Source organism: Streptomyces sp. V4I8 (assembly GCF_041261225.1).
Taxonomy (GTDB): Bacteria; Actinomycetota; Actinomycetes; order Streptomycetales; family Streptomycetaceae; genus Streptomyces.
In genome coordinates, this window is the sequence record NZ_JBGCCN010000001.1 from 6,225,275 (window position 1) to 6,239,747 (window position 14,473).

The 14,473-nt window shown below is 71.1% G+C and carries 12 protein-coding genes and 1 pseudogene; 7 read left to right on the top strand and 6 right to left on the bottom strand.

Annotation, left to right across the window (positions count from 1 at the left end):
* The first annotated feature begins 190 nt into the window (after positions 1-190).
* Positions 191-1,321 carry a hypothetical protein gene (locus tag ABIE67_RS28395; protein WP_370263319.1) on the top strand — a complete coding sequence of 377 codons (1,131 nt, stop codon included), beginning with the start codon at positions 191-193 and terminating at the stop codon, positions 1,319-1,321.
* Between the two features lie 644 nt (positions 1,322-1,965).
* Here ABIE67_RS28395 and ABIE67_RS28400 read toward each other — a convergent pair.
* Entirely contained in the window at positions 1,966-2,253 is a 288-nt protein-coding gene (locus ABIE67_RS28400) for a chorismate mutase (protein ID WP_370263323.1), read from the bottom strand.
* A gap of 342 nt (positions 2,254-2,595) precedes the next feature.
* Here ABIE67_RS28400 and guaA point away from each other — a divergent pair, with 342 nt between their 5' ends.
* Positions 2,596-4,173: a glutamine-hydrolyzing GMP synthase gene (gene guaA, locus ABIE67_RS28405; RefSeq protein ID WP_370263327.1), complete on the top strand. Its 1,578-nt coding sequence runs from the start codon at positions 2,596-2,598 to the stop codon at positions 4,171-4,173.
* Between the two features lie 25 nt (positions 4,174-4,198).
* On the opposite strand, the gene ABIE67_RS28410 is transcribed toward guaA, so the two are convergent.
* Positions 4,199-4,672: a pyridoxamine 5'-phosphate oxidase family protein gene (locus ABIE67_RS28410; protein WP_370263332.1), complete on the bottom strand. Its 474-nt coding sequence runs from the start codon at positions 4,670-4,672 to the stop codon at positions 4,199-4,201.
* Positions 4,673-4,837: 165 nt separating this feature from the next.
* On the opposite strand from ABIE67_RS28410, the gene ABIE67_RS28415 reads away from it, so the two are divergent.
* Complete coding sequence (locus ABIE67_RS28415) at positions 4,838-5,644, top strand: class II aldolase/adducin family protein (RefSeq protein ID WP_370263337.1); 807 nt, start codon at positions 4,838-4,840, stop codon at positions 5,642-5,644.
* An 87-nt stretch (positions 5,645-5,731) separates the two neighbouring features.
* Here ABIE67_RS28415 and ABIE67_RS28420 read toward each other — a convergent pair.
* Positions 5,732-6,620 (bottom strand): annotated as a pseudogene (locus ABIE67_RS28420) (DUF4429 domain-containing protein).
* Between the two features lie 299 nt (positions 6,621-6,919).
* Between ABIE67_RS28420 and ABIE67_RS28425 the strand changes: the two are divergent.
* Positions 6,920-8,200, top strand: a complete 1,281-nt coding sequence (locus ABIE67_RS28425) for a hypothetical protein (protein ID WP_370263341.1) — start codon at positions 6,920-6,922, stop codon at positions 8,198-8,200.
* 597 nt (positions 8,201-8,797) lie between these two features.
* Positions 8,798-9,316: a DoxX family protein gene (locus ABIE67_RS28430; RefSeq protein WP_370263345.1), complete on the top strand. Its 519-nt coding sequence runs from the start codon at positions 8,798-8,800 to the stop codon at positions 9,314-9,316.
* Here ABIE67_RS28430 and ABIE67_RS28435 read toward each other — a convergent pair.
* Complete coding sequence (locus ABIE67_RS28435) at positions 9,307-9,534, bottom strand: hypothetical protein (protein WP_370263349.1); 228 nt, start codon at positions 9,532-9,534, stop codon at positions 9,307-9,309. The genes ABIE67_RS28430 and ABIE67_RS28435 overlap by 10 nt on opposite strands.
* A complete protein-coding gene (locus ABIE67_RS28440) occupies positions 9,521-10,909 on the bottom strand; it encodes a PspC domain-containing protein (protein ID WP_370263354.1) in 1,389 nt (462 codons plus the stop codon). The genes ABIE67_RS28435 and ABIE67_RS28440 overlap by 14 nt, the downstream gene beginning before the upstream one ends.
* A 179-nt stretch (positions 10,910-11,088) precedes the next feature.
* Between ABIE67_RS28440 and ABIE67_RS28445 the strand changes: the two genes are divergently transcribed.
* Entirely contained in the window at positions 11,089-12,378 is a 1,290-nt protein-coding gene (locus tag ABIE67_RS28445; RefSeq protein WP_370263359.1) for a PspC domain-containing protein, read from the top strand.
* Complete coding sequence (locus tag ABIE67_RS28450) at positions 12,375-13,094, top strand: LuxR C-terminal-related transcriptional regulator (protein ID WP_370263363.1); 720 nt, start codon at positions 12,375-12,377, stop codon at positions 13,092-13,094. The genes ABIE67_RS28445 and ABIE67_RS28450 overlap by 4 nt, the downstream gene beginning before the upstream one ends.
* Positions 13,095-13,145: 51 nt before the next feature.
* On the opposite strand, the gene ABIE67_RS28455 is transcribed toward ABIE67_RS28450, so the two are convergent.
* On the bottom strand, positions 13,146-14,210 hold the full coding sequence (locus ABIE67_RS28455; RefSeq protein WP_370263367.1) for an NlpC/P60 family protein: 1,065 nt from the start codon (positions 14,208-14,210) through the stop codon (positions 13,146-13,148).
* Between the last annotated feature and the right edge of the window lie 263 nt (positions 14,211-14,473).

Here is a 14,473-nt window from a genome sequence, read left to right on the forward strand (position 1 = left end):
CTCCGCGTGTGGGGCGCGGGTGTGGCCCTTGATTCGCAGGGTTTGATCAGTGACGGCTGTGAATGGTTGTGCCTTCACTAACAGGTTTCTTATGTGTCCTGCGTCACACACCTGGGGAGCTGTGATCAACGGGCCCGACCTGACGTACGCTCAGCCGGCCGACAGCCCCTGAGAGAAAGCGCACGCCGCCGTGACCGACAAGCCGTCCGACGGCTCGTCCATATCGGACGAGGCCTGGGAGAAGTTCGTCAAGGACGCCGAGCAGGCCTCCGCCTCCGCCCCGAAGGAGCCGTCCGCCCGAGCCCGGATGGTCACCGAGCGGCTGCGGCAGCAGGAGGCGCGCGGAGAGGTGCCCGAAGGCTGGCGCACCGGACCCGCCTGGCAGGAGATGAACGGGCGGGCCACCCGGCGCCGCCGGCTGTGGGCGCTCCTCGGGGTGTCCCTCGCCATCGCCGTGGCCGTCGTGGCGGTGCGGCCGTCACTGATCCCCGGCGACCCGTTCGGTACGGCGGGGGAGGCCGAGGCCGTCGGTGCCTCGCCGCTCCCCGCGGAGACCGCCGCCCCGACCGCCCCGCCCTCCGCCGCCGCGGACACCGCCACCCGAGCCCGCCCCTTCGCCGGCTCGCCGGCCCAGCGCTGGGCCTCCGGGGCCGACGCCATCGAGCTGCCGAAGGCCAAGGCGATGGGCGGAGTGTCCGCCGCACGGATCGAGACGGCCCTGCGGCTGACGAAGGAGTTCCTCGTCGCCTCCAACCTCGACCGCGAGGTGCTGTACGGCGCCGAGCCGAAGACGGCGCTGGCGGTCGTCGACCCGCTGGAGACGGAGTACCTCGCCGAGCTGCGGGCGGGCCTGCGCAAGCCCACCGCCGAGAACGACCCCAAGTGGACCTTCACCCGCTTCGATCCCGACGAGGTCGAGCTCGTGGGCGACGAGGTGAAGGTACGGGGCCGTACGACGGTCGAACAGGACGAAGACGAGGGCGGACGGGTGCTGATCCGAGCCGACTACACCTTCGTGTACCCGTTGGCCAAGACCGACGGCGGTGGGGAGGTCGCGCGCACGATCGTCCGGCGGGCCGTCCAGGTGCACGTCGTGGATCCCGCCAGGTTCCAGGCCACCGAGGGACGCATCTGGCTGCAGGACGTCGGCAGTGAGATCGGCAACGACTCCTGCCGGACGGGTGACGGGTTCATCCATCCGATGTTCCAGGCCGACCTGAACGCCACCTCCGAGCCCTCCGGCGCGGTGGTCGACCCCTACGACCGCAGCAGGGGTCTGGACGGGGCCGACGAGGAGTGCGGCACTGTCTCGCGCACCTGACGGTGCCTTAGCCCGACAAGCATGGGGCGGCATGAGAAGGGCCCCGCGGGACGGAGCCGCGGGGCCCTTCTTTCGTCAGCACCGACGTCAGGGCAGCGTCGGTGCCTGGGAAGCGGCGCCGGGGGGTTGCGCCGCTGGTTGTGGTCCATCGGGGGTCTCGACCTCTGGCGGTGCGTCAGTGCACGGCTGCGACAGGGCACTTCGCGGGTACCAGCAGGGCTGAGACGATGCAGTTGTGTTCGGCGGGGTTCTGGGGCGCGCCCGGCGGCGCGGTGGGACGAGGAGCTTTTTACGCATCGTGCTGGACGGCCGCGGTCGCCGCAACCGCTCGACCCCGCCTTGTACTCCTTCTCGGGCGTCGTACTCCTTCTTGCCCTTCCCGCCGGTCGGCCCCGGGCGTCCCCGGAGCCGACCTTCTCTTGGGTGACCGGGCTGCTGTCCCCTGCCGTCCGGTCACTTTCCCGGAGCGAGGTCCCACGGTGTACGGCACGATCCGTACACCTCATCGCTCCAGCGAGCCACGCGTGGTTCGTTCGGGCCCGCCCCTGGCTGGCGCGGACACCGGTACCAACGAAGGGGTCCGGGAGGCGTCACGCTCCGTCCGGGTGAGAGGGGATGCGTACGTCTGTCCCCGGAACGTGGATTCAGATCCTGCCGCGGCACAGTTCCAGCAGCGTCATCGCCAGCGAGGTGCCGGGCTTGCCGAGCGCCTCGCTGTAGTGGTTGAGGATCTCCATCTCACGGGAGAGGTTCACGCGCCGGCCGCCCGAGGTGATCCGCGCCTCCTGGATCACCGCCGAGACGGCCATCCGTTCCTGGATCAGGCCGATGATCCGGTCGTCGAGGGCGTCGATGCGTTCACGGGCGCCGGTGATCACGCCGACGGCCTCGGTGGTGTGCGCGCCACTCTTCTCTGCTGCGGTGGCGGTCATCTCGGGGGCTCCTCGCTGGATGGGGCTGGATGGTGCTGGACGGGTGCGGTGCCCCGGAGCGACAGGATCCGGAAAACGCCAGGCGCCCCGGACCTTGTCGGCCCGGGGCGCCTGGGAAGTCGCTTGTCAGTTGCTCAAGCAGCACGACCATGGCAGCCGGTGGGCCGGTTGCCATAGGTAAAGAGGAAGGTCGGGTGCGTGAGCATGGGGTCAGTATGCCGTGCCTTCCGGGGGTGTCCAAGACGGTTCGGATCGTGAGACGGGCTTCGGCCCCGGGGGGCCTCCGCCGAGCCCGGTAGACTCGGCCTCACACACACCTCGCTCACCGCCGGAAGGCAACCCGTGTCATCAGCGAACCCCGCCGCCGCCACCGACACCGTCCTGGTCGTCGACTTCGGTGCGCAGTACGCCCAGCTCATCGCCCGTCGCGTCCGCGAGGCCCGGGTCTACAGCGAGATCGTGCCGAGCACCATGCCGGTCGCCGACATGCTCGCCAAGAACCCGGCGGCGATCATCCTCTCCGGCGGCCCCTCGTCCGTGTACGAGGAGGGCGCCCCCCGTATCGACCGCGCACTCTTCGAGGCCGGCGTCCCCGTCTTCGGCATGTGCTACGGCTTCCAGCTCATGGCGCAGAGCCTGGGCGGGACCGTCGACAACACCGGTGCGCGCGAGTACGGCCGTACGGATCTGCACGTGTCGAAGTCGTCCTCCACCCTCTTCGAGGGCACCCCGGCCGAGCAGCATGTGTGGATGTCGCACGGCGACGCCTGCTCCGCCGCCCCCGAGGGTTTCTCCGTGACGGCTTCCACCGACGTCGTCCCGGTCGCCGCCTTCGAGAACGACGAGGCGAAGCTGTACGGCGTCCAGTACCACCCCGAGGTCATGCACTCCACGCACGGCCAGCAGGTGCTGGAGCACTTCCTGTACCGCGGCGCGGGCCTCAAGCCGGACTGGACGACCGGCAACGTCATCGACGAGCAGGTCGCCGCCATCCGCGAGCAGGTCGGCGACAAGCGCGCCATCTGCGGCCTGTCCGGCGGCGTCGACTCCGCCGTGGCCGCCGCGCTCGTCCAGAAGGCCATCGGCTCCCAGCTGACCTGCGTCTATGTCGACCACGGCCTGATGCGCAAGGGCGAGACCGAGCAGGTCGAGAAGGACTTCGTGGCCGCGACCGGCGTCCAGCTGAAGGTCGTGGACGCAGAGGAGCGGTTCCTCAAGGCGCTCGCCGGGGTCAGCGACCCCGAGGAGAAGCGGAAGATCATCGGCCGCGAGTTCATCCGGGTCTTCGAGCAGGCGCAGGCCGAGATCATCGCGGACGAGGGTCCGGCGGTGGAGTTCCTCGTCCAGGGGACCCTCTACCCCGACGTGGTCGAGTCCGGTGGCGGCACCGGCACGGCGAACATCAAGTCCCACCACAACGTCGGCGGGCTGCCGGAAGACCTCGAATTCAAGCTCATCGAGCCGCTCCGCAAGCTGTTCAAGGACGAGGTCCGGATGGTCGGCCAGGAGCTCGGCCTGCCCGAGGAGATCGTCCAGCGTCAGCCGTTCCCGGGTCCCGGCCTGGGCATCCGGATCGTCGGCGACGTCACGAAGGAGCGTCTCGACCTCCTCCGCGAGGCCGACGCCATCGCCCGCGAGGAGCTGACGGCGGCCGGCCTCGACCGCGAGATCTGGCAGTGCCCCGTCGTCCTGCTCGCGGACGTCCGCAGCGTGGGTGTGCAGGGTGACGGACGGACCTACGGCCACCCGATCGTCCTGCGGCCCGTGTCCAGCGAGGACGCCATGACCGCCGACTGGTCGCGGCTGCCGTACGACGTCCTGGCGAAGATCTCGACCCGGATCACCAACGAGGTGAAGGACGTCAACCGCGTCGTCCTCGACGTGACCTCGAAGCCGCCGGGGACGATCGAGTGGGAGTAGGACGCACGGAAGAGTGAGGCGCCCCCTAGGTGCGCTTGATCGTGCGCACGGGCTCGCCGGGCTGCCAGACCTGGACGACGAGGTACTTGTCGTCCTCCACGTAGGTCCTCACGACCTCCGTGAGCTCGGCACGGAAGAGGTGGAACGGCTCCGGCGGTTCCACCTCTTCGCCGTACGCTGCCTTCAGCTCCGGGTCCTCGACCTCGATCGCCCGCCCGGAGATCCGTACATCACCACCACCCATGGACTGCCCCTCCCCGGGGTTCGCCTGGAGCGCGAAGCGCGGGTCGCGGCGCAGGTCGAGGGCCTTGAGCGAGTTCGGCATCATGCCGAGCCACAGCTCGCCGTTCAGGAAACGGACCTCCAGGCCGGTGGTGCGCGGGGAGCCGTCCTTGCGGAGGGTGGCGAGAACGTGGTGGGTGAAGGCGCCGAAGCGCTCCTCGGCGGTGCGGGCGAGGTCCGGTTCGGCCTCGGTGAAGCCTGCCCAGTTCACTGTCATACGGCGAGTGTGGCGCCGATACCGGACATCCGCTGTCCGGTATCCACGGCCCCGGGGGACGTGAGGAGGCCGTGACGAGGGCGGGATCTTTACAGAACATCTCTGTTCTCCTGCGCTGACCGGCGGTAACTTCCGCCCCGTAAGCACCCCAGTGCGGGAGGACACATGCACGGGACGCCCCTCGGGCCCATACCGCCCTCGCCGCTGCCGACCGACCGGTTGCAGTTCGCGATGCCGCCGATGCACGACTCGGTCGAGGACGAGCGCCGGCATCGCAAGGAACGGCTCGCGGGCGCGCTGCGGATCTTCGGGCGGCTCGGGTTCGAGGACGGGGTCTCCGGGCACATCACCGCGCGCGATCCCGAGTTCAGCGACTGCTTCTGGGTGAACCCATTCGGGATGCCGTTCAAGCACGTCACCGTCGGCGACCTGGTCCTCGCCAACTCCGAGGGGCAGGTGATCGAGGGCCGGTACCACGTCAACCAGGCCGCCTTCACCGTGCACTCCCAGGTGCATGCCGCCCGCCCGGACGTCGTCGCCGTCGCCCACTGCCACTCCGTGCACGGCCGGGCGCTCGCGGCGCTGGGTGAGCTGCTCGACCCGATCACACAGGAGAGCTGCGCCTTCTACGAGGACCACGCGCTCTACGACAGCTACTCGGGCGTGGCCGTCGACGCCCAGGAGGGCCGCCGGATCGCGACCGCGCTCGGCTCCCACAAGGCCCTCGTCCTGCGCAACCACGGGCTGCTCACCGTCGGCGACTCCGTGGACGCGGCGGCCTGGTGGTTCCTGTCCATGGAACGGTCCTGCCAGGTGCAGCTGACCGCCAAGGCGGCGGGGCGACCGGTTCTCATCGACCATCGGCAGGCGGTGGCCACGCGGGAGCAGCTGGGCGGGGATCTGGTGGCGTGGATCAACTATCAGCCGTTGTGGCAGGACGTCAGTCGGAGTGAGCCGGATCTGCTCAGCTGACGGGTCTGGGGGCGGTGACGGGTTTGGAGGCGGTGGGGCCGAGGGGGCTGGGTGGGGGAGCGGGTTCAGAGGGGCGGGGGCTGCGGGTCAGAAGCCTTGGAGGACTACCGCCTTCGTCATCGCGAACTCCTCGTCCGTGAGTACCCCGTCCCGGTGCAGCTCGCCCAACTCCGCGCAGCCTGCGCAGGAGTACGTCGTGGTGATCGGCGGCCTGGGAGGGGACGGACGCCGTCAGCCGGGCGCGGTCGGTGGCGTCTACGCCGGGACGGGTGGACGGGTGCGGCAGGCGGGCGGTGACCGCGGTGGCGACCAGGGCGGTCAGCAGGTCGCGGCGCGCGCTGCCCCACAGGTCCAGGGCGTAAGGGTCCTTCTCCGGCGGTAGTTCCGAGAACACCGTCCCGCGGGTCATGAAGCGCAGGAAGCCGTCCTCGTGACCGGAATTGGGCAGCCACTCGACCTGGACGAGGTCGCCGACGTCGATGATGCGCGGGCCGGTCGCCCGTTTGACCCGGTCGGAGGTGTCGGACCAGTCGATCCGCACCTGGCTGCCGTCGAAGGAGACCGTGCCGTCGGAGGAACGGACGGAGACGGGGACCGGTGGGCCGGGGAGGAGATAGGCCTTGGTCGGTTCCTTGGGGATCTGGTCCAGGAGCAGTGCCCGGCGGATCTCCTCGGCGATGTACTCGGCGACCCCGGAACGATCGACGTCCACCGTCAGCCGGTACGGATCCGCCGTGTCGGGCAGTCGGCCGCCGGTCGCCTGGAGCAGCGGGTCCGCGCCCTCGCGCAGCCGCATCCGCAGCCGTCCGCGCTTGCGCTCGGGCTCGAAGACGATGCTCGCGACGGCTTCGAGGGGGACGGCGATCTCTCCGTACGTCTGCCGGAACAGTGGCACGGAGCGGTGGAGTCCCGGCGTGATCCGGACCGTTGTGCCGTCGAAGGCCCAGGTCCCGTCGCGCTGGATGATCTCGGCCATAGGGAAATTCTCGCAGCCGGGTCAATACGGGGCGGCCCTCTCATCACCCGCGGCGACCGGGATGGCGGGGTGGGGAGCGGATGGTGGAGCGGATGGCATGCGGCACAATTCGCTGTCGTCATAAGGGAGTTGCACGCGGGTTGTCGGTGGTGTGGCCGGCGCTCGCAATCTGCGATGGCCGGTATGTGAGATCCGGGTGCCGGTCGTGGGGTCGTGCGGCTATAAGGCCATGAGGCCATGAGGTCATCTGGTCGCTGGGGCACCAGGTCGTGAGGGTTTACGGAAGGCGGGCGTCGGGCGTGGCGGTGCAGGAGGCTGGGCAGGGCAGCGCGGCATGGGGCGCGCATGGGGGTGGCTGTACCTGCGGGGACTGTCCGCACGGGGCGCGTGCGGGGCATCGGCGCGCGGTCGCCGAGTTCCTGCTGAAGCGGGACGAGTTCGCGGCCGGACAAGGGCTGCCGGCTGCGGTGGCCCACTCGGCCTCGGCCTCCCGGCAGTGGGTCTCCGAGGAGTTGACGCAGTCGGCGGAACTCGTCGCCGAGCGGGGGCGCGCCGAGGGGGAGGCGTGGCTGACGCGGCTGTGGTGGCGTACGACCTGTGTCGTCTGGGGTCTGGTCGTGGCGCTGCTGCTGGTGCAGGCGCTCACGGCGATCGGCGCGGGGTGGACGTCGGCGCGTACGGCCGGGCTGCTGGCGGCGCTGGTGACGGCCGGGGCGCTCACGGCGGCGTCGTGGTTCCACCGGGCGCGGGGCGGGGCGCTGGCGCCGGTCATCGGTGAGGACAATCGGCTCTCCACGTCGCGTGCGGTGGCCGGGGCGTGGGTGCTGTTCGTGGCATACGCCGTGCTCGTGCTGGTGGGGCGGCTGGCGGCGGCGTCCGGGCACCGCGACCGCGATGCGTTGATCGCCGGTCTCGAACTCGGGCGGGGTGCCGGTGTGGTGACCGTGCTCGCCGTGGTCTGTGCGATCGCGGTGCTGGTGCGGCGGGTCGTGGGGGTGCGGGTGCTCGGGCAGCGCCTGCAGAAGGTGCGGGCTCATCGGCCCCGGGCGGCGGATCTGCTGACGGATGACGCGGGGCGGGGGACGTTCGCGGACATCCAGTACGTCGTGATCGGTGGGGTGGCGCTGCTGTTCGCGGCGGTGCGGCTGGCTCGGCGGCCGGATCAGTTGCCCGATCTGCCGTGGGGGCTGGCGGTGGTGGTGCTGATCTCGGCGGCTACCTATCTGGCCGGAAAGTATGCGGAGGGGGGTCGGCCGGTGATCCTCTCGGTGGTGCGGGCTCGGGAGGCCGGCGACCTGGACGGGCCGATCCGGACCGGGGACGACATCGAGATCCGGGGGGCCGGGTTCGTGCCGCCCGGGGCGCAGGGGGCGGACCGGTTGTCGCGGATGGTGGTGCGGATCGGGGCGGTGCATGTGCATGTGCCGTTGGTGCCGGTGAACGGGGGGTTCAGCAATCCGACGGATGCCGTGCTGAGGGTGCCGGTTCCTGCGGATGTGGAGCCGGGGCGGGTGGAGGTGCAGGTGGTTACCGCGGCGGGGGTGGAGACGGGGCGGTACTCGATTGATGTGACCGAGTGACGGGTGCCTCCGGCGGTTGGTCGGGGGGTGCCTGTGGGTGCCTGCGGCGGTTGGGCGCGGGTGCCTGCGGGTGCCTGCGGGTGCCTCTGGGGGTTGAGCGGGGATGCCTGCGGCGGCCTGTCTCGGCGGTTGGGCGGGGGTGCCTGCGGCGGCCTGTTTCGGTGGGTGGGGGGTGGTCGCGCCCACGCGGCGGTAGCCGCACATTCGACACAGCCCCGCGCCCCTGAGGTGCCTGCGGCGGCCCGTTGCTGTCCGGTGGGGGTTCGCGTAGCGCGTGCGGGTTCGTTGTGGGTCGGGGACGCGTCGGGGGGTGTCCGTCCTCGGTCCGGTGGTGGGCCTTGCGCGGGAGGTGCTGTTTCTTGACACCGGACTCTGCGGGCGGACACCCCCCGACGCGTCCCCTTGCCGCCGTACGCGGCTGCGGGCTTGTGGGGTGCGCCGGTCGTCTGACCGGTGTGACGGGGGGTTCCCTCGGGGCGGGGCTGGTCGGAGAATACGGGCGGCGAGAGGTGAGCGGCGCAGTCACTGCTTACGTATCGTCTTTTGAGGGGTCACGGCACGGCGGGCGAGAGGCGGCTACGGGCGATGACTCACGGTATGCATTCGGACACGCGCAGCCCTTACCTTGATGGCGAGCGGAACTGGCGGGATACCGCTTCCCGGTATGCACTGCTTCCGCTTCGCGTCTTTCTCGGCGTCACCTTTATTTACGCCGGACTGGACAAGCTCACCGACAGTGCCTTCATGAAGGACGCCGGGGCGGGCTCGGTAGGCGACATGATGCGTGCTGTGCGGGACTCGTCGGCCATTCCGGCCATGGTCGACATGGCGCTGGAGAGTCCCGTGGGATTTGGCTACGCCATCGCCTTGGGTGAGCTGGCGGTTGGTATCGGCACCTTGATCGGGCTGCTCGCTCGTCTGGCGGCGCTGGGTGGGGCGCTTATCTCGCTGAGTCTGTGGCTGACGGTGAGCTGGGCCTCCGATCCGTACTACTACGGCAATGACCTCGCCTATCTGATGGCCTGGCTGCCCCTCGTGCTCGCGGGTGCCCCCATGTTGTCCGTGGACGCGGCGCTGCGCGCGCGGCGACGGCAGCGGTTGGGGGGCTATCGGTAGTCAGTGAGGGGCGAGGGCTCGGCTGCGCGGCGTCTGCGTATGCCTCGGGTCAGCACTCCCACCGCGCCTGCCAGGCACAGGCCGCCCACGACTATGGGGATCACCACGAACCATGGCGTCTCCCAGGCGCCGCCCGCGTCCCCGGCGTAGATGATGCCCGCGAGGGTCAGGAAAGTGCCGGCGACCAGCCTGCCGGGCTGGAACTCATGATGAAGCACGGCTCACCTCCGCCTGTCCCACGCCGACGCTCAGGTCGAGGTCCAGCGTGCCTGCCTCCTTGGTGCCCGCGGGCGGGGTCAGGGTCAGCTCCTTGTGTTTGCCCGGGGCCACGTCCACGTCCTGCTTGTCGTCGCCCGGTAGCTGGATGTCCCCCACCCCTACGTCGATGCTCAGCTGCACGGTCACGTCCTTGGGGACGATCACCTTCAGCCGGCCCACGCCGACGTCGGCTCTGGTGGTCAGGGTTTGGTCCTCGGTGATGGTCAGGCGGGTCAGGTCCAGGGTGCCGACGCCGGCGCCGACGTCGTACTGCGGTTGGACGTCTGCCGTGGCTGTGGGTCGCCAGTTCCGCTCGACCCAGTGGGTGCTGATGTCCTTGGGCAGCGCGGCCGAGGCGGCCAGGAGGCCCGCGGTGATGATCGCCAGGAATATGGAGCCCGCTCCCGTGCGGCCCAGGAACGCGCTGACCGCTATGCCCAGGCCGAGGACGAGCAGCGCGCAGGCCAGGCCGGTCTGCAGGCTGGTGCCGAGCGCGTGGTCCTCCCAGGTCGCGTTCGTACCGAGGGCGCCCGCGAGGAGGGCCAGCAGGAACACCCAGCCGCCGATCGAGCGTGGGCCGCGTGGCTTGGGCTGTGGGGGGCGGCGTGGGCGTATGTCGCCGCGGCTGCTCCAGGTGCCGAGGCCGATGTTGACGGCCGCCGCGATGTCGCGGTCGCGGGAGTCGCGGGGGCCCCAGAGGTAGCCGGTGCCGCCCTCGTGGGTGCCGTCCTTGACGATGGGGTCGCGCCACCAGGAGGGGTAGGCGGCGGGGACCGGTGGGGCCTGGGCCTCCGGCGGGGCGTCGGCGACGGTCTGGGCGGCGAGGGGGTCGGGGTCGGGGGTGCTGCGGTGCCGGGACCAGTAGCCGGCGCCTGCGAGGAGGAGGGAGAGGACTACGGCGAAGGTCAGCACCCCGCCGTTCTTCAGCAGCGTCAGGAACACACCGCAGCCGACCAGCGCGAACAGCACGGCCGTCAGCGCCTGGCCGTCGACGCGGCCCGTCAGCAGCTTGCGCACCTCGTTCTCGTCCTCGTCGTCGTACGGGACGAAGAGCCAGGCGAAGCCGTAGAAGAGGAGGCCGATGCCGCCGGTCGCGGAGAGGACGGCGAGGGTGATCCGGAAGATCACCGGGTCCATGTCGCACTGCCGTCCGAGCCCGGCGCACACCCCGGCCAGCATCTTGTGCCGCCGGTCGCGCCGGAACCTCTGCGGCGGGGCGAGCGCGTCCGCTTCCTCACCCGCGGCGCTCGCGGGTGCCGGGCCGGTGGCGGTGCCCGCGGTGGGCACGGCGTCCGGCTCGGGCACGGAGTCCGCGGCGGGCTGGTGATCTGTCATGTGTCCATGGTGACGGGCGGATCGGCTCGGCGGGAGTCGGAATGACCCTGGTCGGACCCTGATATCGGTCCCTGAGGGGGGTCTGGGGAAGCGTTCGACGCGGCGGACTTCGAAGATCAGGGGAGTATCGGGGGTCGACCCTGATGCCCTGGTGCTCCGGCCGTGTGAACATCGATGGCATGCCGGAAGCCGCAGCAGCGCCCCTCGCCGAACCGCGGCCGCCGCGCAAGCTCTACCGCAGCAGCGACGGACGCTGGCTCGGGGGCGTGGCGCGGGGGCTCGCCGGGCATCTCGGGCTGCCCGTCATCTGGGTGCGGCTCGTCTTCGTCGGCCTGTTCATGGCGGACGGCCTCGGGGCGCTGCTGTATGCCGCGTTCTGGTTCTTCGTGCCGCTCGGCGTCGGCGGCGTCGACGCGCAGCGGCCGTCCCCTTTCACCACCGAGACCGCGGCCGACGGCCGGCGCAGACTCGTCGCCCGCAAGCCGGACAAGGGGCAGATCGTCGCGCTGCTCCTCATGGTCGTGGTGGCGATGGTCTTCGTCGGCAGCGTGGACCTGGGCAGCGGTGCCAAGGCCTACCTCCTGCCCGCCGTACTCGTCGGCGCGGGCGTCGCCCTGGTCTGGCGTCAGGCGGACAACTCCCGCCGGGCCCGCTGGATGGAGGTCGGGCGGCGTAGGCGCACGCTCACTCTGCTGCGCGCCGCGGGCGGCGTCGTCCTGGTCACGGCCGGCGTCTCCGGCATCTTCGTCCTGCAGGGCTCAGCCGCCCACCTCGGTTCCGTCCTGCAGGCGGCCCTGGCGGTCCTCGTCGGCATAACGCTCCTCGCGGGCCCGTATCTGGTCCGGATGACACAGGACCTCTCCGAGGAGCGCCTGATGCGCATCCGCGCCCAGGAGCGCGCCGAAGTCGCCGCGCACGTCCACGACTCGGTGCTGCACACCCTGACCCTGATTCAGCGCAACGCGGAGAACGCGAACGAGGTCCGCCGCCTCGCCCGCGCCCAGGAGCGCGACCTGCGCACCTGGCTCTACAAACCCGAGGGCACCGGCAAGGACGAGGCCGACGAACCCGCCAACCTCGCCGACGCGGTCCGGCGCAACGCCGCCGAGATCGAGGACAAGCACGGCGTCCCCATAGAGGTCGTGGTCGTCGGCGACTGCCCGCTCGACGAGAGAATCGGTGCGCAGATGCAGGCCGCGCGCGAGGCGATGGTGAACGCCGCGAAGTACGGTGGCGAGGGCGGCGCCGTGCAGGTCTACGCCGAGGTGGAGGGAAAGACCGTTTTCGTGTCCGTCCGGGACCGCGGTCCGGGCTTCGACCTCGACTCGATACCCGCCGACCGCATGGGCGTCAGAGAATCGATCATCGGCCGTATGGAGCGCAACGGCGGTACGGCCCGGCTCCGGGCGGTACCCGGCGGCGGTACGGAGGTCGAGCTGGAGATGGAGAGGGCGGAGAGGACGTCATGAGCGACCCGACCGAGGCGAACGAGCCTGTGGAGTCGACCGGCGGGAGCGCGGGCGAGCGGCACGTGCGCGTGGTCCTCGTCGACGACCACCGCATGTTCCGTACGGGAGTCCAGGCCGAGATCGGCCGGACCGAGGAGACCGGCGTCGAGGTCGTCGGGGAGGCCGATGACGTCGACCAGGCGGTCACGGTCATCACCGCGACGCGGCCCGAGGTCGTGCTCCTCGACGTCCACCTCCCGGGTGGCGGCGGGGTCGAAGTCCTGCGCCGCTGCGCCCCGTTGATGGCGGACGCCGAGCAGCCCGTCCGCTTCCTCGCGCTGTCCGTCTCGGACGCGGCGGAGGATGTCATCGGCGTGATCCGGGGTGGTGCGCGCGGCTATGTGACGAAGACGATCACCGGCACGGATCTCGTCGACTCCATCTTCCGGGTCCAGGACGGCGACGCGGTGTTCTCGCCGCGCCTCGCCGGGTTCGTGCTGGACGCCTTCGCGTCCACGGACGCGCCGCCGGTGGACGAGGACCTGGACCGGCTGACCCAGCGCGAGCGGGAGGTACTGCGGCTGATCGCGCGGGGGTACGCGTACAAGGAGATCGCCAAGCAGCTCTTCATCTCCGTCAAGACGGTCGAGTCCCATGTCTCGGCAGTGCTGAGGAAGCTCCAGTTGTCCAACCGGCATGAGCTGACGCGGTGGGCCACGGCGCGGCGTCTGGTGTGAGACCGGGCCCGGTGCGCCGGGCTCAGCCGGGGCGACGTGGCGTCGGTTCGGTCATGCCACCCGCGTGGCTCCCGTGAACGGCATCTCGTCGAGCGGGGCCACGCGGACCGGGGCCGAGGGGTTCGGGGCGTGGATCATCTGGCCGTTGCCGATGTAGAGGCCCACGTGGCTGATGCTGGAGTAGAAGAACACCAGGTCGCCCGGGAGCAGTTCGGAGCGGGAGACGCGGCGGCCGGTGTCGATCTGGGCGTAGGTCGTGCGGGGCAGGGACAGTCCGGCCGAGCGGTACGCGGCCTGGGTGAGGCCGGAGCAGTCGAAGGCGTCCGGGCCGGTCGCGCCCCAGACATAGGGGCTGCCCAGCTTGGAGTAGGCGTACGAAACGGCGGCCGCCGCACGGGCGTTGGGCGCCTGGGCCGTGGTCGAACCGGGGGCTGCCAAGGTGTCGCGGGTGCCTGTCGAGGAGCGGGCGGCGCGGTCCGAGCCGTTCGCCTGAAGCCGGGCGCGCTCCTCGGCGGTCAGCCGGGTGAGCAGGCTGCGGGCGTCGTCCAGCTTGCCGGTGATCGTCTCGCTGTGCCGTCGCAGCTCCGACTGGCGGGACTTCAGTGAGGTCAGTTCGATGCGCGCCGCCCCGCGCAGCTGCTCGATCTCGCGCAGTTGCCTGCGGACACTCGCGACGGATGCCGCCTGGCGGTTGCCGGTGCGTTCGGCGAACTCCGCTCCGTCGAGGTAGCGGTCGGGGTCGGCGGAGAGCGCCAGTTGGAGGGCCGGGTCGAGGCCGCCGTCGCGGTACTGCGCCGCGGCCATCGAACCGAGGGCCTCGCGCGCCGAGTTGAGCTTCTCCGTTCTGCGGGCGGCCTCGTCCTGCAGGGACCTGACCCGCTGCTCGGCCGCGTCCGCCTGCTCCTTCGCGCCGTTGTACTTCTCGGTCGCGACCTCCGCCTCCTGGTACAGCTTGTCCACCTTCGCCTTGACCTGCGCCGGCGTCAGCTGCGGCTCCGCGTGTCCGGTCCCGTCGAAGCCCGTCGCCGTCGCCGCGCCCGCCAGGGCGATCGTCCATGCCGTGCGGGCCTTAGTGCCGCCGGCCGAGCGCTGACGGGGCTTTCGGTGCGCTGCCACGTGGACTGCACGTCCTTTCGTACGACCGCCTCGTCCCGTACGTCCGCCAGGCGGTGGCCCGTACGACCGTCCCCGGAGGGAGCGGACCGCCCCGGGGGGAGCGGCGGGCGTACGAGCGCCTGGGGGTGCGGACGTACGGCCGCCCGGGGGCGGGTTACGCGTCCGGCGGCGGCCTGCACAGGGGGAGCGGGCCGCCGCCGGACTTTTCTCGGCGGTGGTGTCCGACTGCCGCCCCTGGCCCGGGCGGCGGTGGGGAGCCGGTC

Coding starts and splice junctions, on each gene's coding strand:
- ABIE67_RS28415 (WP_370263337.1), top strand. CDS start 4,838: ATGCACGGGACGCCCCTCGGGCCCATACCGCCCTCGCCGCTGCCGACC.
- ABIE67_RS28400 (WP_370263323.1), bottom strand. CDS start 2,253: ATGACCGCCACCGCAGCAGAGAAGAGTGGCGCGCACACCACCGAGGCC.
- ABIE67_RS28450 (WP_370263363.1), top strand. CDS start 12,375: ATGAGCGACCCGACCGAGGCGAACGAGCCTGTGGAGTCGACCGGCGGG.
- ABIE67_RS28445 (WP_370263359.1), top strand. CDS start 11,089: ATGCCGGAAGCCGCAGCAGCGCCCCTCGCCGAACCGCGGCCGCCGCGC.
- ABIE67_RS28410 (WP_370263332.1), bottom strand. CDS start 4,672: ATGACAGTGAACTGGGCAGGCTTCACCGAGGCCGAACCGGACCTCGCC.
- ABIE67_RS28440 (WP_370263354.1), bottom strand. CDS start 10,909: ATGACAGATCACCAGCCCGCCGCGGACTCCGTGCCCGAGCCGGACGCC.
- ABIE67_RS28430 (WP_370263345.1), top strand. CDS start 8,798: ATGCATTCGGACACGCGCAGCCCTTACCTTGATGGCGAGCGGAACTGG.